Consider the following 19,791-nt stretch of genomic DNA (forward strand, 5'->3'; position numbering starts at 1 on the left):
CAGCCGCCTTGCGGTCCCATTTTCGCCCCCTTTCTGGTAACTGTCGGCAATTCACCGAAGCCGATTGAATCGCGACCGAGAATGCACCTGAAACAGCAAGCCATCATGCTGGCTTCGGCCTTGACCGCGACGTTTGCCGCCGTCGGACCGGCTGAGGTGCATCCCCACGTCTTCGCCGAAGCCCGCCTCGAAGTGGTCCTAGGCCCGGATCACCAAACTGTGAAGGCATTGCGCCATGTCTGGCGGTTCGACGATTTGTTTTCGAGCACGGTGATGATGGAGTTCGACAAGAATTCCGACCTGAAGCTCGACGACAAGGAGCTGAAGGATGTTGCCGACACCGTCCATGCCTCGCTTGCCGAATTCAACTACTTCCAGCTCGTCACCGTCGACGGCAAGGACGTGGCAATGACCCCGCCGCCGCATCTGATGGCCAATTTCGATAATGACCAGCTGATCATCCTGTTTGAATCCGAACCGAAGGTGCCGATCAAACTGAGCGGCAAGATAGATATCGGCGTCTACGATCCGACCTTCTACACCGCGATCGATTTCACCGAGGATGCCAATCTGCAGGTCGATGGCTTGCCGCCGGCCTGCACCAGCAAGGTTGTCCGCCCCAACCCGGACGAGGCGATCGCCGAGAACCAGAAGACCCTGACCGAGGCCTTCTTCAACGATCCGACAGGCACCGACATGAGCAAGATCTTTGCCACCAAGCTCGAACTGACCTGTCAGCCGGAAGGATAGATCCAGTGGCGAAACCGTCCCTGCGTTTGGCATTCGGTCTTCTGGCCGCCGCCTTTGTGATGACGCACTTTCTCGGCTCCGCCCACGCCCAGAGTTCGCTGGGCATCGGCACCAATGACGGCATGGCTCCAACCGCCACCGGCCCGTTCGCCCACACCCTGATGTGGATCAATCTGCGCCAGCAGGAATTCTATCATGCGCTTGCCGGCGCGATGAAGGCGATGCGCCAGGACGGCAGCAAGCTGTGGCTGCTCATCGGCCTGTCCTTTGCCTATGGCATTTTCCACGCCGCCGGCCCCGGTCACGGCAAGGCGGTGATCTCGTCCTACATGGTGGCCAATGAGGTGGCGCTCAAGCGCGGCGTCATGCTGTCCTTCGTCTCGGCCCTGCTGCAGGCGCTGACCGCGATCGTGGTGATGCTGCTCGCCTATTTCGTGTTGCGCGGCACCGCGATATCGATGACCGACGCCGCATGGTTCCTCGAAATCATGAGCTATGTCTTCGTCACCCTGTTCGGCGCCTGGCTGCTGTGGCGCAAGGCCGGCCCGGCCATCCTTCGCCTGTTCGGCGCAAGCCCCGGCTACAGCCTCTCGGCTGCCCATGCCGGCCATTCACATGCCGGCCATTCACATTCCGCGCATGCCCATGCGGCACATTCCCACGCGCTTCATCCGCATGACCATCATGACCACGGCGCACACGACCACGCCCATGCTGCGCACGATCACCACAGCCATGCCGCGGGCGAGGTCTGCGAGACCTGCGGGCACTCGCATGCGCCCGACCCGGCGCTGCTTTCCGGCGATCGCTTCGATTGGCGCACGGCCTGGTCGGCTGTCGCTGCCGTCGGCATCCGCCCCTGCTCCGGCGCGCTGATCGTGCTGAGCTTCGCCTTGCTGAACGGGCTATGGTTCGGCGGCATCCTGTCGGTGCTGGCCATGGCCCTCGGCACCGCAATCACCGTCTCGGCTCTGGCGACGCTTGCGGTGACCGCGAAGAACTGGGCGGTGTATTTCGCCGGCGACGGCCGCATGGGCAACCGCATCCATTCCTTCGTCGAGATTGGCGGCGCCGCCTTCGTCTTCCTGTTCGGCCTGCTGCTGCTTTCGGCCAGCCTGACTGGCGCCTGACCTCGTTGCGTCCGATCGGGGCGCTTTAGCTAGGGATATTGCCGCCCAACTCGTCCTCGATATGGACGCGTATGATCTCGTCGAAGCTCGTTTCGGCGGCAAAGCCAAGCTCCCTCGAGCGCCGCGCCTCGAAGCGTGTCGGCCAGCCCTTGACGATCGCCCAGATCGTCTCGTCGGGTTCCTCGCGGATCAGTTTCACCGCCTTGGCGCCGGCGACACGCTCCAGCGCTTCGATCTGCTCGCCGACGCTGACGGCGACGCCCGGCATCGTCAGGTTGCGGCGCGGCCCGACGGCGGCGCCGTCGATCTGAGCCGCATGGATCAGGAAATTCACCGCCGAACGCGGGCTGGCTTGTGTGTGGACGACGGAGCGCGGCACCGGCAGGATCGCTTCATGGCCGCTCAGCGGCTCGCGGATGATGCCGGAGAAGAAGCCCGAGGCCGCCTTGTTCGGCTTTCCCGGCCTGACGCAGATGGTCGGCAGCCTGATGCCGATGCCGTCGAAGAAACCGCGCCGCGTATAGTCGGCAAGCAGCGCCTCGCCGATCAGCTTCTGCGTGCCATAGGAGGTCAGCGGCGTCGGGTGGAACTCGTCCGGAATGACGTCGGGAAACGGTGCGCCGAACACGGCGATCGACGAGGTAAAGACGACGCGCGGCGCAAATCCCGCCAGCCTTATGGCATCGAACAGCGCCCTTGTGCCGTCGAGATTGACGCGGTAGCCGAGATCGAAATTGGCCTCCGCCTCGCCCGACACCACGCCGGCGAGATGAAAGATCACGTCGGGGCGCAGCGCGACCAGATTTGTGGTCGCTTCCGGTGCGGCAAGGTCGCCGGTGTGGAGGGTAATGCTGACACCTTCGAGCACCGGCGCTTGCGGCGGCACGATATCGTGAAGATCGAGCGCGGCGATCTTGCGGCCGCCGAGCGTCCCGTCCTTGGCCAACCTGGCGATGAGTTTGCGGCCGACCATGCCTGCCGCGCCGGTAATCAGAATGCGCATGTCACTTTTCCTTTTTGCGCTGGCTGCGGCTACGCAGCCAGAACACGACGAAGATTGCCACCATGAAGATCGCCGCAACGAGGCCGGCGAGAACCGTCGAGATCTTGCCGACCGCCAGCATCACTGTTGGAAGATTATAGGCTGCGATGCCGAACAGCAGCAAAACCCAGGCGGCGCCGATCGCCGCATTGCGGGTGTCGCGGTCCATCACGCGGCGCCCGGGCGGCGAGAGTCCATGTCGATCGTTGCCAATGCCCAGAACTCCCGAAGTCAGTGATAATGGCCGCGGTGCGGTGCCGTGTCATGCGCATGCTCGTGCTCGTCATCATGCTCATGTCTGTCTGCACATTGACCGAATTCCGGTTCGACCGTGGCATGGGCTATGCCATGTTCCGCCGCAAGCCGCTTCTTGATCGCGCTTACCGCCATATGCGCGTCGACGCCGTCATTGAGGCAGGCATGCAACGTCGCCATGTTGCTGGAGCCGTCGAGCGACCAGACATGCATGTGATGCACCTCGCGCACGCCCTTGATCGAGCCTTCGATGTCCCTCGCGATCAGGTCGCGGTCGAGGCTTGCAGGCACGCCTTCGAGCAGGACGTGGGCAGCCTCGCGCATCAGCGACCAGGCCGTGGACAGAATCAGCAGCGAGACCAGGATCGACAGGATCGGATCGATAGGTGTCCAGCCCGTCGCCAGGATCACCAGCGCCGCGACGATCGCCGCCGCCGAGCCAAGCAGATCGCCGAGCACGTGCAGGATGGCGCCGCGCATATTCAGGCTGCCGCGGTCGCCGCCGTGCAGCACGTAGAACGAGCCGAGATTGACCAGCAGGCCGGCGATCGCGACGACCAGCATCGGCCCGCCGAGCACCGGAGCCGGCGCTAGCAAGCGGCCCCAAGCCTCGTAGACGATCCACAGCGCAATGGCGAAGATGGCGATGCCGTTGGTGTAGGCGACCAGCGTCTTGACCCGGCCGAAGCCGTAGGTGAGGCGCACGGTCGCCGGCCGGCTCGCAAGATGAAAGGCATACCAGGCAAGGCCGAGCGCGACGCAATCGGCAAGCATATGGCCGGCATCCGCCAGCAGCGCCAATGAGCCGGTGAAGATGGCGCCCAGCGTCTCCGCAACCATGAAGCCGGCGGTCAAGCAAGCAGCGATCAGCACGCGCTTCTTGTCGGTCGAGCCGTGCACATGACCTGCGGCATGGCTGTGGTCGTGGCCCTGCGCAGCATGGTCGTGGGTATGCGCCATCTATGAGCTCCTGCTAGAGCCTGATCCATCCCGGCAGACTCGGAACGGAGGCTCTGTCTTCATGTTTGACCATGATCTTATCCGAAAACCGGCGTTCACTTTTCGGGATCATGGTCAGGCGCCGAACTCAGCGCGAAAATCCTCGAGCCGCCGCTTCTGCTGGCCATCGCTGTCGAAATTAGCCGGATCCAGCCACGCCTCATAGGCTCTGCGCAGATCAGGCCATTCCTTGTCGATGATCGAGTACCACGCGGTATCGCGGTTTTCGCCCTTGACCACAAGATGCTGGCGGAAAATGCCCTCGAACTTGAAGCCGAAACGTTCCGCCGCGCGCTTCGACGGCTCGTTGCGGTTGTTGCATTTCCATTCGTAGCGGCGATAGCCAAGCTCATCGAAGATGTATTTCATGAACAGGAACTGCGCTTCCGTCGCCGCCGGCTTACGCGAGATCAGCGGACCCCAATAGATGTTGCCGATCTCGATCACGCCATAGGCGGCGTCGATGCGCATCAGCGTCTGGCGTCCGGCAATTTTTCCGCTGGCCTTGTCGATGACGGTGAAGAACAGCGGGTCCTCGCTGGCTTCGGCCTTGTCCAGCCAGGGCTGGAAGGCGGCACGGGTCTGCGGCGGGTAGTCGGGCAGCCAGGCGAAGCGGCCATCTATGTCGGACACCGAAGATGCTTCAAACAAGCCGTCGCCGTGCTTTTCAGCGTTGAGCGGCTCCAGCCTGACGGTGCGGCCCCCCAGCACCTTGCGTTCTGGCCGCGGGCGCGGTTGCCAATTCTTGAGATTTTCCGACACGCGAAGCTCCGATCCGTTGACTTTTTCGGGCGGACGCTCACAAAAACGCACGCTCGCTGAAAGAACCACACGGACGGGAAAAATGCTCCACACGATTTCGGCCTTCGACCGCCTCGGCGAGGAAAATGCATTCGCGGTGCTCGCGCGGGCGACATTATTGGCCCATCAAGGCCGCGACATCGTCAATCTCGGCATCGGCCAGCCGGACTTCAAGACGCCGCAGCATATCGTCGAGGCGGCGATCAAGGCGCTGCGCGACGGCCATCACGGCTATACGCCGGCCAACGGCCTGCTGGCGACGCGCGAAGCGGTGGTACGCCGCACACTGGCCACCACCGGCGTCGAAGTCTCGCCGGAAGCGGTGATGATCCTGCCCGGCGGCAAGCCGACAATGTTCGCGGCGATCCTGATGTTCGGCGAGCCGGGCGCCGAAATTCTCTATCCCGATCCCGGCTTTCCGATCTACCGCTCGATGATCGAGTTCACCGGCGCTGCCCCCATCCCGGTGCCGATGCGCGAGGAGAACGGCTTTGCCTTTTCGGCTGCGGAGACACTGGCGCTGATCACCCCGAAGACCAGGCTGCTGATCCTCAACTCGCCCGCCAACCCGACCGGCGGCGTCACCCCCCGAGCCGAGATCGAGAGGCTGGTCAGGGGCCTGGAAGCACACCCGGACGTCGCCATCCTCTCCGACGAGATCTACGACGTGATGACCTATGACGGCGAGACGCACTGTTCGCTGCTCACCTTCCCCGAAATCCGTAATCGGCTGATCGTCCTCAACGGCTGGTCGAAAACCTGGGCGATGACCGGCTGGCGCATGGGCTGGTCGATCTGGCCGAACGGCGACAAGGGCGCGCATCTCTATGACAAGGTGCGCAAGCTAGCGGTCAATTGCTGGTCCTGCGTCAACGCGCCGAGCCAGTATGCCGGCATAGCCGCCATCGACGGCCCGCAGGACGACGTCGACAAGATGATGCGCGCCTTCGACCGCCGCAGGAAGGTCGTGGTTGAGGGGTTGAATGCCTTGCCGGGCGTTTCATGCATCACGCCGAAAGGCGCCTTCTATGCCTTTCCCAATGTTTCCAAGACCGGCTGGAAGGCCAAGAAGCTCGCCTCGGCGCTGCTCGAGGATGCCGGCGTGGCGCTGATCGGCGGCCCCGACTTCGGCATTCTCGGCGAAGGCTATGTCAGGCTGTCCTACGCGAATTCCGAAGAGAACATCCTGCGCGCGCTGGAGCGGATCGAGGCGTTCCTGGCGAAGTGAGGACGACGAAAGGAGACGCCAGATGTTCTATGCCATTCTTGCCTATCACGAGGAAGAAGCGATCACGGCGCTGACGCCTGAGCAGGATGCGGCGCTGATGACCGATCTTCTCCAGATCAACGATCGGCTCTACCGTCAAGGCACCCTTGGGCCTGCGGCCCGGCTCGGCGCGACACAAGACGCCTGCACCTTGCGCGGGCCAGGCACCGGAATGGTTATCGACGGCCCCTTCGCCGAGACCAAGGAACAATTGCTGGGACTCTATGTTGTCGACTGTGCCAACCGTGACGCCGCTATCGACATTGCGCGCGACCTTCGCCGCGTCAATCCGACCGCCGTCTACGAAATCCGCCCGATTTCGCTATATTTACCCGGCGTGCCGCTTCCGGTCACCCGGCCCTGATTTCACCGGGTGAGACTAATTTAGCCCCGCCCGACAAATGGCATCTTCGTCGCCATCACGGTCATGAACAGCACGTTGGCGTCGAGCGGCAGGCTGGCCATATGGAGGACCGCATCGGCGACGCGCTCGACATCCATCACCGCTTCGGCGGCAATGGTGCCGTTGGCTTGCGGCACGCCGACCGTCATCGCTTGCGCCATGTCGGTCAGCGCGTTGCCGATGTCGATCTGGCCGCAAGCAATGTCGAAGGGCCTGCCGTCCAGCGCCAGCGTCTTGGTCAGCCCGGTGATGGCGTGCTTGGTCGCCGTATAGGGCGCCGAGCCCGGTCGTGGCGCATAGGCCGATACCGAGCCGTTGTTGATGATGCGGCCGCCCATCGGCTGCTGCCTGCGCATGGCGCCGAACGCGGCGCGAGCACACAGGAACGAGCCGGTGAGATTGACCCCGACGATGTCGTTCCACACTTCGACCGGGATGTCGTCGATCAATGTCGATTTGTAGCTCGTGCCGGCATTGTTGAAGAGCAGGTCGACGCGCCCGAAAGCCGCAGCCACCGTCTCGAACAGATCGTCGACCTGATCGGCCTTGCTGATGTCGCAGGCGAAGGTCAATGCCTTGGCCTGCGTCGGCCCGGCCGCGGCGATCGCATCCTCCAGCACCGGCTTGCGGCGACCGCAGAAGACCGTGTTCCAGCCGGCCTTGAGCAGCGCTGTGGCGACGCTCTTGCCGATGCCCGTGCCGGCGCCGGTGACGATGGCGGTTTTATAGTCGGTCATGGCTGTACTCCCTGAAAGGGATGAGGCATCGCAAATGGCGGGAAACATGGCAAGCCGGCCCAAAGCCTGTGCTCACAAAAAGGGCGGCCGTTGGCGACCGCCGCTGATCCGAACCGGGCATGGGAGGAGGAAAGCCGATCCGACTGCCTGAAATCATGCGCTTCCGCGGTTAACGAGAAGCTAACGCCAACGGCGCCGAGTTCCCAGGCTTCCTCTTTCGAGCTACCAGCGCGAGCCTGCGACCGGCTTGGCTGTGCTGCCCGCTGCCGGCACCTTCGCCGCCGTCACCGTCGCCTCGACATGGTCGACCAGTGCATCCGGCAGGCCGAGACGGCCGGCAAGCAGGTCGAGATAGCCGCGTTCGGCCCGCGTGTCCGGATCGATGGCAAGACGCGAGGCGGTGTAGAGTTCCAGCTTTTGTGCATCGGTCTTGGCCCCGGCGATCAGCACATCCAGATCGAGCGGCGCCTCCAGTTCCGACATCAGGAATTTCTCCGCTTCGGCGCCGACGCCGGCGAGGCTGAGTTTGCCGGCGATCTTCTGCCGCTCTTCGTCATCGACGTGGCCGTCGGCCTTCGCCGCCGAGATCATCGCCCTGACCAGCGTCAGCGTGAATTCGTCTTCACCCTGCGGCGCCTGCGACGGATGGAAGGCGGTATCGGCCGGCGGCGGCAGCAATTCCGGTTCGCCTGCAGCTTGCGTCTCGGCCGGCGCGTTGCCGTTCTTGTAGTTCTGGTAGGCCTTGTAGGCGAGGCCGCCAATCGCAGCCAACCCACCAAGCTTCACCGCCGCACCGGTGACCTGACGGCCTGGGCCGGTTCCGAGCAGCACCGCGGCGAGCGCACCGGCGGCAAGCGGATTGTCCTTGGCCATCTGCACCGCCTGCCCGGCCTTGTCGCGGACGGTCGATCCGGTGCCAGGAATTTGCGAGCCGAGCAGATCGTCGAGGAGCTTCTTGGGATCGAACATCTATGCCTCCAGAATTGGCCCGGCCGAAGGTGCGCGGGCAGGTTTGGACGTCGAAGACCTAGGTCCCGCAGTTTGACATTACAATGACGGGTGCATCCTTTTACCCGCTGCCACGCATGACCCCGCACCGACATCTGCTGGGATTTCACGCGGAACTCAAAGTGCTGCAGCCTCCTGCCGCGCCCAAAAAAACACGCGGCGCTGTGGACATGGGATGTGTCGAAACCGCCCTCGACTTCGGGTAGTGTCGCGGCATGTCGCTTGGAAGGAGCCTGGCATGACCGATGACACAGACCGCCAGCCGGCACGCGACCCCCAGGAACTGGAGCGCCTGCTGATTTCACGGCAATGGATCGGAGACATTGACGGCATGGCCGCGCTTTTCGAGCCGCATGCAGTCATCGACAGCGGTGGCGGACAGCTGACGTTCGGCCGCGAAGCCATCCGGGCGCTGTTCGCGGAGATCGCCGCAACCGGCCGAAAATTTCAATCCGGAGATCAGCGTCCGGCTGTCATCAATGGCGACCTGGCGCTCACCTCGACCCGGCTTCCCGACGGCACGATCACCACCGAGGTTGCGCGCCGGCAGAACGACGGGACATGGCTGTGGGTCATCGATCGCTTCTCTGTTGCTTGACGTGAAGTTGCTTCACGTGAGCTAACTTCCGATGTGGCGGGCGCCGCGTGCTTGTGCCAACTCGACCTGGCGCTGGCGCTCGGCGTAACGGGCGCGATCTTCGTCCGAACGGGCATCGAAGCAATGCGGGCATGAAACGCCGGTAGCATATCTCGGCGACAGCCGGTCTTCTGCGGCTAGCGGATGCCGGCAGGCACGGCAAAGTTCGGCCTCGCCTTCGACCAGCCCGTGCGACACCGAAACGCGCTCGTCGAAGACGAAGCATTCGCCTTGCCACAGGCTCTGTTCGGTGGGGACGTCCTCGAGATATTTCAGAATACCGCCCTTGAGGTGGAACACATCCTCGAAGCCGAGCGACTTCACATAGGCCGTCGCCTTCTCGCAGCGTATGCCGCCGGTGCAGAACATGGCGACCTTGCGCCCGTCGAGCTCGTGCCGATGCTGCTCGACCCAGGCCGGGAATTCGCGGAAGCTGGTGGTGGCGGGATCGACAGCGCCCTTGAAGGTGCCGAGCGACACCTCGTAGGCGTTGCGCGTGTCGATGACGATGGTACCCGTATCCGAGATCAGTGCATTCCAGTCGGCCGGCGCGACATAGGTGCCTGCACCTGCCGGATCGATATTGTCCACGCCCATGGTGACGATCTCGCGCTTCAACCGCACCTTCATGCGGTGGAACGGCATCGTTGCGGCGCTGCTGTATTTGATCTCGAGGCCGGCGAGACCGTCGATGGATTCGAGATGATCGATGAGCGCGGCGATTGCCGTTTCACTGCCGGCGACCGTGCCGTTGATGCCCTCACGCGCCAACAGCAGCGTGCCTTTGGTGCCCCGCGCGCAGCAGAAGGCAGCAAGCGGCGCGCGCAGCGCCTCGAAGGTGTCGAGCCGGGCGAAGCGGTAAAGCGCGGCAACCCGGAAGGCTTGGCTGGGCAGTGTCATCACCATACCACTAAACGCTCACGACAGCCGGATCAAGGCGGAGCCGGGAGTGGTCTGACCGCGGAGGTTTCGAACACCACGCGTGACATCGCGACACGCCGCGTTTCGTGGACAGAAAAACCGCCTTCTGCTAACCGGTCGACTTGATCAACAGAGGAGAGACGACGAATGCCCAGCACGACCGAAAAGCTCCTGTCGCTCCTTAACGGCCAGCCGGTCATACCGGTGCTGAAGATCGCCAATCCCGCCGACGCGGTGCCGCTGGCCCGGGCGCTGGCCCGCGGCGGCCTGGCGGCGATCGAGATCACGCTGCGCACCGCCGACGCGCTGGAGGCGATCCGCCGGGTGGCGGGCGAGGTTGAAGACGCCGTCGTCGGCGCGGGCACCATCCTGGACGCCCGGCAGTTCGGCGAGGCGGCGGCCGCCGGTTCGAAGTTCATCGTCAGCCCCGGCATCACCCGCGAGCTTCTCGCGGCAGCCAAGGACAGCGATGTGCCGTTGCTGCCCGGCGCCATCACGCCGGGAGAGGTCATGGCCGCGCGCGAAGCCGGCCTGCGCTTTCTGAAATTCTTCCCGGCCGAACAGTCTGGCGGCATTGCCTCGCTCAAGGCTTTCGCCTCGCCGCTTGCCGACGTGAAATTCTGCCCGACCGGCGGTATCACCGGCAAGAACGCCGCCGACTATCTCAGCCTGCCCAACGTCATCTGCGTCGGCGGTTCCTGGGTGGCGCCGGACGATCTGGTCAAGGCCGGCAAATGGGACGAGATCGAAGCCTTGGCACGCGCGGCAAGCAAGCTCGGGCGCTAGCATCATCTGCATCAAAAGTCGCCGCCGATTTGGCCGACCTGGTTCGCCGGCTGGTTCCCGCTCATGGGCTCGAACCACGATTCACGCCTTCAAAGGGCGCTGTCCTACCATTAGACGAAGCGGGAGAATGCTGACCGCTGGTTAGCATCCCGGGATGAAGGAATCCAGTGCCGGTGTGGAGGCAGCCGCGCGAGGTGCCCAGTGCGGCCTACTCGGTCTTGAAGCGTGCCACCGACATGAACTTGACGGCCTTGCCGGTGAACCGGTTGGCGTCGGCCATCTCGTTGCCCGGCTGGAAGCCTACCGTATAGACCTCGCTCGGCGCCGTACGGACGAAGTCGTAGGCGTAGCGCGGCGCCGTTGTCGCATCTGAAACGGTTGCTACATACTCACCGCTGTGCAGCGCCCAGCGGGCGGCCTGCGGCGCGGCGGCGACCACCACCGGCTTGGGGCCGGGTTTCAGGTCGCGGGCGGTTGCCCTGGGTTCCTTGCGTGTGGTCTTCACGCCTGCACCGATGACGGCAGCCGGATCGGAGCCGGCCGGGCGGGCAACGATGGCCTCGCGCGGCGATGCCCCGTCGCTCGATGCCCCGTTGTCGTTCGCCGGTTCCTCGAACACCGATGCTTGCTCGGAAAGCGACGCGACCTTGTACTCGTCGGTCGCGCTGACCCTTTCCAGAACGGCCTTGACCTCGTCGGGCTGGGAAGTGTCGGGCCGCGCCGACGGCAATACCGAGAATGCGTCGGTGGCGGTGTTGCTCCGCTCTGCCGCACTCGCCAGCGCCAGCAACACTTGCTTGTCCTGCGGCGCAAGACCCGCCGGCGACAGGTCGGCCGGCAGCGAATGATCGGGCCGCCAGCTCGGCACGGGAATGTTGTTTGCCGCGACCTGCACCGGGCCGGCCGCAGCAGACGCGTCTGCCATGCCGAACGGAACATTTGCCGGCGCCACGCTTGCCGGCGTTTGCGCGGTCGCCACCGCCTGTTCAGTCGATCCAGCCGCATCCGCCACGCCGAACGGAACGTTTTCAGGCGGCTGAGCGCCGACGTCGGTCTTTGGACGCGGCGCAAAATCCGGCAGCGGAATGCTGCGCGCCGGCAATGCCGCGATGATCGTCTCCGGCGTGTCGTTCTCCGGTTCAGGCGCCGGAGCATCGGCGACTTCCGGAATCTCGGCGCGCTTGGCATCCTGAGGCGCCACGATGGCAATACCAGGCAGGTTGCTGCTCTTGGCGGACGGCGCCGGCTTCACGTTACGGGGCTTTGGTGCCGGCTCGGCCATCGCCACATCGGCGCTGTCGTCCGCCTCGTCGTCGCCACCGCCGAACAAGGCTGCCAGGAACCCGTGGGATTTTTTGCCGCCGCTTGCGCTGGCCAGCTCAATGGCCGGCGCGCCGGCGCCCTTGCGGGCTTTGTAGGAGGCGAGCGCCTGTTGATAACCAGGCAGCGGCTTGCCGTCGCTCGGCACATGCAGCGTCTTGCCGTTGGGGAACACGCGCGCCAGTTCCTGGCGGCTGATGCCGGGCCAGTGGCGCACATTGCCGACATCCATATGCACGAAGGGCGAGCCGGAGCTGGGATAGTAGCCGACGCCGCCGCCCTGCATCCTGAGGCCGATATCACGCAGCTTCTTCAATGGGACACCGGGAATGTAGAAATCCATCGCCCTGCCGAGCATGTGCTGGCTCTTCTCGGCGACGCCCCTGCTGCGGCTGCGCAGCATCGAATTCGTGGCCGGCGAACGATAGCCGCAGACGACCTGGATGTAATCGGTGGCGCCGCTCTCCCGGTACGCTTCCCAGACCAGGTCCAGCAGACGCGGATCCATCTTGGTCGGCTCGTTGCGACGCCAGTCGCGCAGGATGATGTTGATCTTTCGCAAGCCCGCCTGGTCGTAGCGGCCGTTGCGCTTGTAGACGATCTCCGCCTTTTCATGCGTGTGGAGATGATAGAGCTTCAGTGAACGTGTCTCGGCGCTGGCGCCGGTTGCCGCCGCTGCAAGGAACCCGACGGCAACAATCACCGCTGCCAGCCATCTCGGCCAGACGCTCATGTGATAATGCCGCCCGTTTTCGTGTCGTTCGATTCTGTTCAAATCAAAAGGCCTTGCAGGCTGCCGTTTTGTCCCCGGATTTGACCAAACGGATGCGTGGTGTGTGCATCCGAATATCGATCCTAATGGTTAATCATCGCTTATTGAAGCCGAAATGCGGTAACACGGTGGCGATATCCCGCCAAAAATATTGCGCCGGATATCTTGGTAAACCGCTGGTTTAGATCATGTTTTGGCGCCAGCTCGAAACACGATCTGTTACCGTCCGCCTTAATACGTGAACACTGTGGCGAACACATCATGTCGAGGCGCAGTTGCGTGGAATGATGTCCGGATGCGAACCCGCTTGGCCCTGTGACTCAGGAAGCGAGCCGTTCGACGCGGCCGGTTTCCGGGTCGATGCCGTATTCCTTGAGCTTGCGGTAGAGCGTCGACCGACCGATGCCGAGGCGGCGGGCGACTTCGCTCATCTGGCCGTTGTAGTGATCGATGGCGAGCTTGATCATTTCGAGTTCGACGTCGGCCAGTGCACGCACATTGCCGCGCTCGTCGAGCGCCCGCAGCGTGCCGAAACGAGGCTTGGCCGGTGCATCGGCGTCGGCGGCTGCGATGCCGCCAGCGGCCGATATGTTGTCGCGCGGCAGGCTCCCCGAAGCCAACCCGGAAGCTGGCCACCCTGAAGCTGGCCCCACTGAATTGGGCAAGGCGATACCCGAATCGAGATTGACGGTGCCCTCGACCTGCGCCCGGATCTGCGGGAATTCCTCTTCGGTCAGCATGTCGCCGTCGGCGAGCACCGAGGCCCGGAAGACGGCGTTTTCGAGCTGCCTTATGTTGCCCGGCCAATCATAGGCCTGCAGCATGGCAAGCGCCGCCGCCGAGATGCCTCGCAGGCGGTGGCGCGGATCGGCGGGCGCCACCTTCTCCATGAAGTGCTCCACCAGATAGGGGATGTCGTCGCGACGGTCGCGCAATGGCGGCACGAAGATTGGATAGACGTTCAGCCGATAGAATAGGTCCTCGCGGAACTTGCCGTCCTTGACCTGCTGCAGCAGGTTGCGATGGGTTGCCGAGATCAGCCTGATGTCGACCCTGACGGTCGAGCGCCCGCCAACCGGATCGACCTCGCCGTCCTGTACCGCGCGCAACAGCTTGACCTGCACGTCGAGCGGCAGGTCGCCGATTTCGTCGAGGAACAGCGTGCCCGAATGCGCTTCGACGAACTTGCCGGTGTGTTTTTCGGTAGCGCCGGTGAACGAGCCCTTTTCGTGACCGAACAGGATCGATTCGACCAGATTGTCGGGGATGGCGCCGCAATTGACGGTGACGAAGGGTTTCGAGCGGCGGTCGCCGCTGCCCTGGATGGCGCGCGCCACCAGTTCCTTGCCGACGCCGGATTCACCCTCGATCAGGATCGGGATGTTGGACGCCGCCGCTTTGCGGCCGAGCCGGATCACCCGATCCATCGCCGGACTGTGAGTGATCATGTCCTTGAACGTCAGATGGCCGCCGCGCTGCCGTGACGAGCGCTTCACTTCGCCTTCGAGCGCTTCGACCTTGAGGGCATTGCCGATCGACGCCTGCAGCCTGTCGGGAGAGGCCGGCTTGACGACGAAGTCGAAGGCGCCGTGACGCATTGCCGAAACGACGGTTTCGATGCCGCCCTGGGCGGTCTGCACGATGACGGGAATGTGGATGCCGCGCTCGCGCATTGCCTTCAGCACGCCGATGCCATCGAGGCCCGGCATCATCAGGTCGAGGATGACCACCGAGACGTCGCGCGCATTGGGCCCGTCGACAACATCGAGACCGGCCTCGCCGCCATCGGCGACGATCGCGGTGTGGCCGAATTTCGTCACCGCTGCCTCGAGCAGCCTGCGCTGCACCGGATCGTCATCGACTATGAGTATGGAAGCTGCCATGACTGATCCGACCGTGCCCGCCCGAGAATGCGCCCTATGGATCATCTTGGCACAGGGTTCTAAATAAGCTTTCAAAAAACCCGGTGAATGAATTCCTTAGGATTTGACCGGCTTCTCGTTTCCTCGAATTTTCGTGTCTGGAAGGATCGGCAATGCGCATGGTTTTTGCTCGAAAGCTGGCGGCGGCGTCCGGTCAGGGCGTGGCGGAGCTTGGCGACCTGCCGGAATGGAATCTGGCCGATCTCTATTCGGGCATGGAAGCGCCCGAGTTGAAGCGCGACATCGCCAAGGCCGCCGCCGATGCCATCGCCTTCGAGAGCCGTTGGAAAGGCACGCTCGCCGCCGAGGCCGGGCGTGGCAGCGCCGGCAGGCTGGGCGAGGCGCTCCAGGCCTATGAAGCGCTGGAGGAGCTGATCGGCCGGATCGTCTCCTATGCCGGGCTTGTCTATGCCGGCAACACGTCGGATCCGCAGCGCGCCAAGCTCTATGGCGACATCCAGGAAAAGATGACCGATGCCAGCGCGCACCTGCTGTTTTTCGCGCTCGAGCTGAACCTCATCGACGATGGCGCGATCGAAAACGCACTCGCCGCCGATCCGGCCTTCGCCCACTACCGGCCCTGGGTGCTCGATCTGCGCAAGGACAAGCCCTATCAGCTCGAAGACCGCATCGAGCAGCTCTTCCATGAAAAATCGATCACCGGGCGCGGGGCCTGGAACCGCCTGTTCGACGAGACGATGACCGATTTGCGCTTCGACGTCGACGGCGAGGAGCTGACGCTGGAGCCGGCGCTCAATCGCCTGCAGGATGCAGACAGCGAGGTGCGCCGCCGGGCGTCCGAGGCGCTGGCCACGACCTTCCGCAAGAATTTGCGCGTCTTTACTCTGGTCACCAACACGCTGGCCAAGGACAAGGAGATTTCTGACCGCTGGCGCGGCTTCGAGGACATTGCCGATTCCCGCCATCTCGCCAACCGCGTCGAACGCAGCGTGGTGGATGCACTCGCGGCCGCGGTTCGCGACGCCTATCCGCGCCTGTCGCATCGCTATTATGCGATGAAGGCGCGCTGGCTCGGTATGGAGGTGATGAACCACTGGGACCGCAATGCGCCCCTGCCGGAGACCCCGCAGGCGGTCATCGGCTGGGACGAGGCCAAGAACACCGTGCTTTCCGCCTACCAGCGCTTTTCGCCCGACATGGCGGAGATCGCCAGAACTTTCTTCGACCGCAACTGGATCGATGCACCGGTGAGACCCGGCAAGTCGCCTGGCGCCTTCGCGCATCCGACCGTGCCTTCGGCACATCCCTATGTGCTGCTCAACTACATGGGCAAGCCGCGCGACGTGATGACGCTGGCGCACGAGCTCGGCCACGGCGTGCACCAGGTGCTGGCCGGCGGCCAGGGCGCCTTGATGGCGTCGACGCCGCTGACGCTGGCCGAAACGGCATCGGTGTTCGGCGAGATGCTGACCTTCCGCTCGCTGCTCGAGCAGACCACCGACAAGCGCGAACGCAAGGCCATGCTCGCCCAGAAGGTCGAGGACATGATCAACACCGTCGTGCGCCAGATCGCCTTCTACGAGTTCGAGCGCAAGGTGCATGCCGAGCGCAAGAGCGGCGAATTGACCTCCGACAAGCTCGGCCAGTTCTGGCTGGAAGTGCAGGCGGAAAGCCTCGGGCCGGCGATCAAGCTGCGCGAGGGGTACGAGGTTTTCTGGACCTATATTCCGCATTTCATCCACTCGCCTTTCTACGTCTATGCCTATGCATTCGGCGATTGCCTGGTGAACTCGCTCTACGCGGTCTACCAGAACGCCGAGCGCGGCTTTCAGGAGAAATATTTTGCCATGCTGCGCGCCGGCGGCACCAAGCATCATTCCGAGCTTCTGGCACCGTTCGGCCTTGACGCGGCCGACCCTGCCTTCTGGCAAATCGGGCTTGGCGTGATCAGCGGACTGATCGACGAGCTGGAAGCACTGGACAATTGATGCGCAACACTGGGTGATGCGCAACACCGTGTGACCGGGTTTTCCAGAACAGTTTAGCTGCAATGCATATTGGCGGTGGTTCTATTCTTGTCTTGGTTATTTGTTCTTAAATAACTTTCCATGGAAGTTTTCCGTTAGATTCCCGTAAGCTGTATGATAGCGTCCGCCCTCAAGCTCACCCGGGCACGAATGGATCTGGTCGGAAAGTCCCGACCGGTCATGGCGTGTCGGCGGATGCGACAATGGCTGTTGGCCAGGGGCAAACCGGTCGCCGACAGCTCGATCGAAGCCGGCTGTTCTGCAAATTGCGGAACCACCATCGAATGGTCCTTCGCCGAGGTCATGGCTCTACAGGCCAGGGCGGACGGATCGGACTGGAGAGAGAAAGACAATGGGCACTTTTTTCTACATGCTCCTGGCGTTCCTGGTAGGTGTGTTGGTTGGCTGGTTCATTTGGGGACGCCTGCGTGGCGAACTCGACAGTTTGCGCGGCGATCTCGATCGCACGCGCAGCGAACGTGACAGATTGCGGGCCGATAGCGACCGTCTGACCGGCGAGTTGGATGCATGCGGCCGCGCCCGCGCCGATCTCGAACGCCGGCTGGGCGAGCAGGCGCCAACCGGAAAGGCGGCAACAGCCAAGGCGCCAGCCGCCAAGACCGGCGCGACCAAGGCGGCGATGCAGGCGCCGTCAACGCTGATGTCGACATCCGCACCAGCCAAACCGGCGCCGAAGAAATCTGCAACGGCCAGGGCTGCGACCGCGCCACGCGCAAGTGCCGCGAAAACGGCAACGCCGAAACCGCCTGCATCGAAAGCGAGCGCGCCCAGGACCGCGCCGGCGGCAAGCAAGGCTGCAAGCAAGGCCGCACCAGCTGCAAAGAAAGCCGCGACCGGCAAGGCAACAGCCACCGCGGCAGGCAAAGCCAACGATCTGCGTCGCCTGATCGGCATCGGCCCCACCAACGAGCGGCTGCTCAAAGGGCTTGGGGTCACGACCTATGCCCAGATCGCCGCCTGGACGCCCGACGATGTCAAGCGGATCGAGGCGACGCTGAATTTCGACGGCCGCATCGAACGTGAACGCTGGATCGAGCAGGCGAAACTGCTTGCCGCCGGTGACGAGAAGGAATTTGCGCGTCGCTTCCCGACCGCGGGGGAAGCCAGCAACACCTGATCCATCGCAAGGTGGCATTTTGGAACAAGGCGGCGCCCACTGGCGCCGCATTTGTTTTTGCCCCGCGCCTTTGCGTCTTGAGACGCCGCTCCCTCGATTGCACACGGTCGAGCCCCCATATAGATCGATCGCTGGTGACCGCAGCATTCGAGCCTTATGCCCCTGCCCTTTGCAATTTTCCGGAACGACGAGACCGCGCGTCAGCTCGTTTTCGACCGGCCGGCCGAGATAATCGCAGCGCATGGCGAGGCGGACTTTTTGCCGGCCCTGGAAGCCGCGCAGGCAGCACATGACGGCGGCAAATGGCTGGCCGGCTATTTCTCCTATGAGGCCGGTTACCTGCTCGAACCCAAGCTCGTTCCGCTGCTGCCGGCCAGCCGCCGCGCCCCGCTTTTCTGCCTCGGCGTGTTCGACGCGCCAGTCGAAGAGACGATCGCGCCAGGCGATCTGCCGGCTAGCAACGGCCCAATCTTCGACCCCAAGGCAGCCTGGTCTTCGGACGACTACGCCAAACGCTTTGCCAGGCTGCATGACCATATCCGCAAGGGCGACTGCTACCAGGGCAATCTGACCTTTCCGGTCCACGCACAATGGTCGGGCGATTCACTGGTCGCCTTCAACGCGCTGACTGAACGCCAGCCGGTGAAGTATGGGGCGCTGGTCGCGCTCGGCGATCCGATCGTCTTGTCGCGTTCGCCCGAACTGTTCTTCGAGGTGGACGCGGAAGGCATGATCGAGACGCATCCGATGAAGGGCACCGCGCCGCGCGGCGCAACAAAAGCCGAGGACGATCGCCTGAAAGCATTCTTGCGCAACGACGAGAAGAACCAGGCCGAGAACCGGATGATTGTCGATCTCCTGCGCAACGACATCTCACTGATCAGCGAGGTTGGCACGCTCGATGTGCCGGAGCTTTTCCGCATCGAGAGCTACCCGACCGTCCACCAGATGGTGAGCCGCGTGCGGGCGAAACTCTTGCCCGGCCTCACCATCCGCCAGATTTTCGCCGCGCTGTTCCCCTGCGGCTCGATTACCGGCGCACCGAAGATCCGCGCCATGGAGATCCTGCGCGAGCTGGAAGGTGGCCCGCGCGATGTCTATTGCGGCGCCATAGGCTGGATCGCGCCCGGCGGCCGGATGCGCTTTTCGGTGGCGATCCGCACCATCTCGCTCTTTGCCAATGGCGAGGCGGTCTACAATGTCGGCGGTGGCGTCGTCTTCGATTCGACAGCCGAAGAGGAGTATCAGGAGTGTCTGCTGAAAGCCCGTTTCGCGACGGGAACACTGCCGATTTCGAACTGATCGAAACAATGCGCTGGGAACCCGGCTCGGGTTTCCTCCGTTTCGACCGCCATCTCGCGCGGCTTTACGGCTCGGCAAACGAACTCGGCTTCGCCTGCGATCCGCAACGGGTCGGCGAAGCGCTGATGAATGCGGTCGGCCGCCAGCATATCGCGTTGCGCACCCGCCTCGTCCTGTCGCGCAATGGCGAAGTCGCGGTTTCGGTGCAGCCCTACGAGCCGCTCGCCGCAGACAAGGTCTGGACCCTGCAGCTGGCACGGGTGCGGCTTGATTCGAGCGACACGCTGCTGCGTCACAAGACCAGCCGCCGACAAACCTATACGCGCGCCCGCGCCGAATATCTGGCCGGCCGGGCCGACGAGGTGCTGCTCGCCAATGAGCGCGGCGAAATCTGCGAGGGCACGATCACCAACGTCTTTGCCGATTTCGGCGACGGCGTGCTGGCCACGCCGCGGCTCGATTGCGGCCTGCTGCCTGGCGTCCTGCGCGGCGAACTGCTGGATCAAGGCCGCGCCGGTGAAGCGGTCTACACGTGGAACGAACTGAAATCGGCCAAGGCGCTGTTCGTCGGCAACTCGCTGCGCGGATTGATCCCGGCGCGGCTGGGCTGAAG

19 protein-coding genes and 1 tRNA gene are annotated in these 19,791 nt (G+C 63.7%); 10 read left to right on the forward strand and 10 right to left on the reverse strand.

All coding sequences use genetic code 11. From position 1 onward, the window contains the following. Positions 1–81 precede the first annotated feature (81 nt). Complete coding sequence (locus NKH17_RS03990) at positions 82–750, forward strand: DUF1007 family protein (RefSeq protein ID WP_254816980.1); 669 nt, start codon at positions 82–84, stop codon at positions 748–750. Continuing rightward, positions 747–1,880 (forward strand): nickel/cobalt transporter, encoded by a 1,134-nt coding sequence (locus NKH17_RS03995; protein WP_352897138.1) that lies wholly within the window; start codon positions 747–749, stop codon positions 1,878–1,880. The genes NKH17_RS03990 and NKH17_RS03995 overlap by 4 nt, the downstream gene beginning before the upstream one ends. Positions 1,881–1,905: 25 nt before the next feature. Here NKH17_RS03995 and denD read toward each other — a convergent pair whose 3' ends face one another. The 4 genes from denD to NKH17_RS04015 all read right to left on the reverse strand — a co-directional run bounded on the left by denD (position 1,906) and on the right by NKH17_RS04015 (position 4,938). After that, positions 1,906–2,883, reverse strand: coding sequence for a D-erythronate dehydrogenase (gene denD, locus NKH17_RS04000; protein ID WP_352897041.1), 978 nt, complete (start codon positions 2,881–2,883; stop codon positions 1,906–1,908). 1 nt (position 2,884) lies between these two features. Beyond that, positions 2,885–3,091 carry a hypothetical protein gene (locus NKH17_RS04005; protein ID WP_352897043.1) on the reverse strand — a complete coding sequence of 69 codons (207 nt, stop codon included), beginning with the start codon at positions 3,089–3,091 and terminating at the stop codon, positions 2,885–2,887. Between the two features lie 62 nt (positions 3,092–3,153). Continuing rightward, positions 3,154–4,137 carry a cation diffusion facilitator family transporter gene (locus NKH17_RS04010; protein ID WP_352897045.1) on the reverse strand — a complete coding sequence of 328 codons (984 nt, stop codon included), beginning with the start codon at positions 4,135–4,137 and terminating at the stop codon, positions 3,154–3,156. Between the two features lie 114 nt (positions 4,138–4,251). Continuing rightward, positions 4,252–4,938: a GNAT family N-acetyltransferase gene (locus NKH17_RS04015; RefSeq protein ID WP_352897047.1), complete on the reverse strand. Its 687-nt coding sequence runs from the start codon at positions 4,936–4,938 to the stop codon at positions 4,252–4,254. A gap of 82 nt (positions 4,939–5,020) precedes the next feature. On the opposite strand from NKH17_RS04015, the gene NKH17_RS04020 reads away from it, so the two are divergent. Together NKH17_RS04020 and NKH17_RS04025 are read left to right on the forward strand one after the other, a co-directional pair. Beyond that, complete coding sequence (locus NKH17_RS04020; protein WP_352897049.1) at positions 5,021–6,205, forward strand: pyridoxal phosphate-dependent aminotransferase; 1,185 nt, start codon at positions 5,021–5,023, stop codon at positions 6,203–6,205. 22 nt (positions 6,206–6,227) lie between these two features. Next, on the forward strand, positions 6,228–6,608 hold the full coding sequence (locus NKH17_RS04025) for a YciI family protein (RefSeq protein ID WP_254816974.1): 381 nt from the start codon (positions 6,228–6,230) through the stop codon (positions 6,606–6,608). A gap of 20 nt (positions 6,609–6,628) precedes the next feature. Here NKH17_RS04025 and NKH17_RS04030 read toward each other — a convergent pair whose 3' ends face one another. After that, the gene (locus NKH17_RS04030) at positions 6,629–7,384 is read right to left on the reverse strand and encodes an SDR family oxidoreductase (protein WP_352647577.1); all 756 of its coding nucleotides are present in this window, start codon (positions 7,382–7,384) and stop codon (positions 6,629–6,631) included. Positions 7,385–7,606: 222 nt separating this feature from the next. After that, the gene (locus NKH17_RS04035; RefSeq protein ID WP_352469546.1) at positions 7,607–8,353 is read right to left on the reverse strand and encodes a tellurite resistance TerB family protein; all 747 of its coding nucleotides are present in this window, start codon (positions 8,351–8,353) and stop codon (positions 7,607–7,609) included. A gap of 277 nt (positions 8,354–8,630) precedes the next feature. On the opposite strand from NKH17_RS04035, the gene NKH17_RS04040 reads away from it, so the two are divergent. Continuing rightward, complete coding sequence (locus NKH17_RS04040; protein ID WP_352897052.1) at positions 8,631–8,990, forward strand: YybH family protein; 360 nt, start codon at positions 8,631–8,633, stop codon at positions 8,988–8,990. A gap of 21 nt (positions 8,991–9,011) precedes the next feature. Here NKH17_RS04040 and trhO read toward each other — a convergent pair whose 3' ends face one another. Next, a complete protein-coding gene (gene trhO, locus NKH17_RS04045; RefSeq protein WP_352897054.1) occupies positions 9,012–9,935 on the reverse strand; it encodes an oxygen-dependent tRNA uridine(34) hydroxylase TrhO in 924 nt (307 codons plus the stop codon). Between the two features lie 162 nt (positions 9,936–10,097). Here trhO and NKH17_RS04050 point away from each other — a divergent pair, with 162 nt between their 5' ends. Then, the gene (locus NKH17_RS04050; protein ID WP_352897056.1) at positions 10,098–10,736 is read left to right on the forward strand and encodes a 2-dehydro-3-deoxy-phosphogluconate aldolase; all 639 of its coding nucleotides are present in this window, start codon (positions 10,098–10,100) and stop codon (positions 10,734–10,736) included. Positions 10,737–10,787: 51 nt separating this feature from the next. Here NKH17_RS04050 and NKH17_RS04055 read toward each other — a convergent pair. From NKH17_RS04055 to NKH17_RS04065, 3 genes are all read right to left on the reverse strand, one after another. After that, a tRNA-Gln gene (locus NKH17_RS04055) sits at positions 10,788–10,861 on the reverse strand. Positions 10,862–10,944: 83 nt separating this feature from the next. Next, positions 10,945–12,789 carry a peptidoglycan L,D-endopeptidase MepK gene (gene mepK / locus NKH17_RS04060; RefSeq protein ID WP_352897058.1) on the reverse strand — a complete coding sequence of 615 codons (1,845 nt, stop codon included), beginning with the start codon at positions 12,787–12,789 and terminating at the stop codon, positions 10,945–10,947. Between the two features lie 359 nt (positions 12,790–13,148). Continuing rightward, positions 13,149–14,711: a sigma-54-dependent transcriptional regulator gene (locus NKH17_RS04065; protein ID WP_352897060.1), complete on the reverse strand. Its 1,563-nt coding sequence runs from the start codon at positions 14,709–14,711 to the stop codon at positions 13,149–13,151. A 152-nt stretch (positions 14,712–14,863) separates the two neighbouring features. Here NKH17_RS04065 and NKH17_RS04070 point away from each other — a divergent pair, with 152 nt between their 5' ends. The 4 genes from NKH17_RS04070 to NKH17_RS04085 all read left to right on the forward strand — a co-directional run bounded on the left by NKH17_RS04070 (position 14,864) and on the right by NKH17_RS04085 (position 19,789). Continuing rightward, positions 14,864–16,699, forward strand: coding sequence for a M3 family oligoendopeptidase (locus NKH17_RS04070; RefSeq protein ID WP_352897062.1), 1,836 nt, complete (start codon positions 14,864–14,866; stop codon positions 16,697–16,699). 391 nt (positions 16,700–17,090) lie between these two features. Further along, on the forward strand, positions 17,091–17,876 hold the full coding sequence (locus NKH17_RS04075) for a helix-hairpin-helix domain-containing protein (protein WP_352897064.1): 786 nt from the start codon (positions 17,091–17,093) through the stop codon (positions 17,874–17,876). Positions 17,877–18,032: 156 nt separating this feature from the next. After that, complete coding sequence (locus tag NKH17_RS04080; RefSeq protein ID WP_352647591.1) at positions 18,033–19,178, forward strand: aminodeoxychorismate synthase component I; 1,146 nt, start codon at positions 18,033–18,035, stop codon at positions 19,176–19,178. Further along, positions 19,127–19,789, forward strand: coding sequence for an aminotransferase class IV family protein (locus tag NKH17_RS04085; RefSeq protein ID WP_352478238.1), 663 nt, complete (start codon positions 19,127–19,129; stop codon positions 19,787–19,789). The genes NKH17_RS04080 and NKH17_RS04085 overlap by 52 nt, the downstream gene beginning before the upstream one ends. Positions 19,790–19,791: the final 2 nt, after the last annotated feature.

It is taken from the genome of Mesorhizobium sp. M1334, from assembly GCF_040317995.1.
In the GTDB taxonomy this organism is placed as follows: Bacteria; Pseudomonadota; Alphaproteobacteria; order Rhizobiales; family Rhizobiaceae; genus Mesorhizobium.

Coding starts and splice junctions, on each gene's coding strand:
- NKH17_RS04080 (WP_352647591.1), top strand. CDS start 18,033: ATGCCCCTGCCCTTTGCAATTTTCCGGAACGACGAGACCGCGCGTCAG.
- NKH17_RS04075 (WP_352897064.1), top strand. CDS start 17,091: ATGGGCACTTTTTTCTACATGCTCCTGGCGTTCCTGGTAGGTGTGTTG.
- trhO (WP_352897054.1), bottom strand. CDS start 9,935: ATGGTGATGACACTGCCCAGCCAAGCCTTCCGGGTTGCCGCGCTTTAC.
- NKH17_RS04025 (WP_254816974.1), top strand. CDS start 6,228: ATGTTCTATGCCATTCTTGCCTATCACGAGGAAGAAGCGATCACGGCG.
- NKH17_RS04010 (WP_352897045.1), bottom strand. CDS start 4,137: ATGGCGCATACCCACGACCATGCTGCGCAGGGCCACGACCACAGCCAT.
- NKH17_RS04065 (WP_352897060.1), bottom strand. CDS start 14,711: ATGGCAGCTTCCATACTCATAGTCGATGACGATCCGGTGCAGCGCAGG.
- NKH17_RS04020 (WP_352897049.1), top strand. CDS start 5,021: ATGCTCCACACGATTTCGGCCTTCGACCGCCTCGGCGAGGAAAATGCA.
- NKH17_RS04040 (WP_352897052.1), top strand. CDS start 8,631: ATGACCGATGACACAGACCGCCAGCCGGCACGCGACCCCCAGGAACTG.
- NKH17_RS04070 (WP_352897062.1), top strand. CDS start 14,864: ATGCGCATGGTTTTTGCTCGAAAGCTGGCGGCGGCGTCCGGTCAGGGC.
- NKH17_RS04050 (WP_352897056.1), top strand. CDS start 10,098: ATGCCCAGCACGACCGAAAAGCTCCTGTCGCTCCTTAACGGCCAGCCG.
- NKH17_RS04030 (WP_352647577.1), bottom strand. CDS start 7,384: ATGACCGACTATAAAACCGCCATCGTCACCGGCGCCGGCACGGGCATC.
- denD (WP_352897041.1), bottom strand. CDS start 2,883: ATGCGCATTCTGATTACCGGCGCGGCAGGCATGGTCGGCCGCAAACTC.
- NKH17_RS03990 (WP_254816980.1), top strand. CDS start 82: ATGCACCTGAAACAGCAAGCCATCATGCTGGCTTCGGCCTTGACCGCG.
- NKH17_RS04005 (WP_352897043.1), bottom strand. CDS start 3,091: ATGGACCGCGACACCCGCAATGCGGCGATCGGCGCCGCCTGGGTTTTG.
- mepK (WP_352897058.1), bottom strand. CDS start 12,789: ATGAGCGTCTGGCCGAGATGGCTGGCAGCGGTGATTGTTGCCGTCGGG.
- NKH17_RS04035 (WP_352469546.1), bottom strand. CDS start 8,353: ATGTTCGATCCCAAGAAGCTCCTCGACGATCTGCTCGGCTCGCAAATT.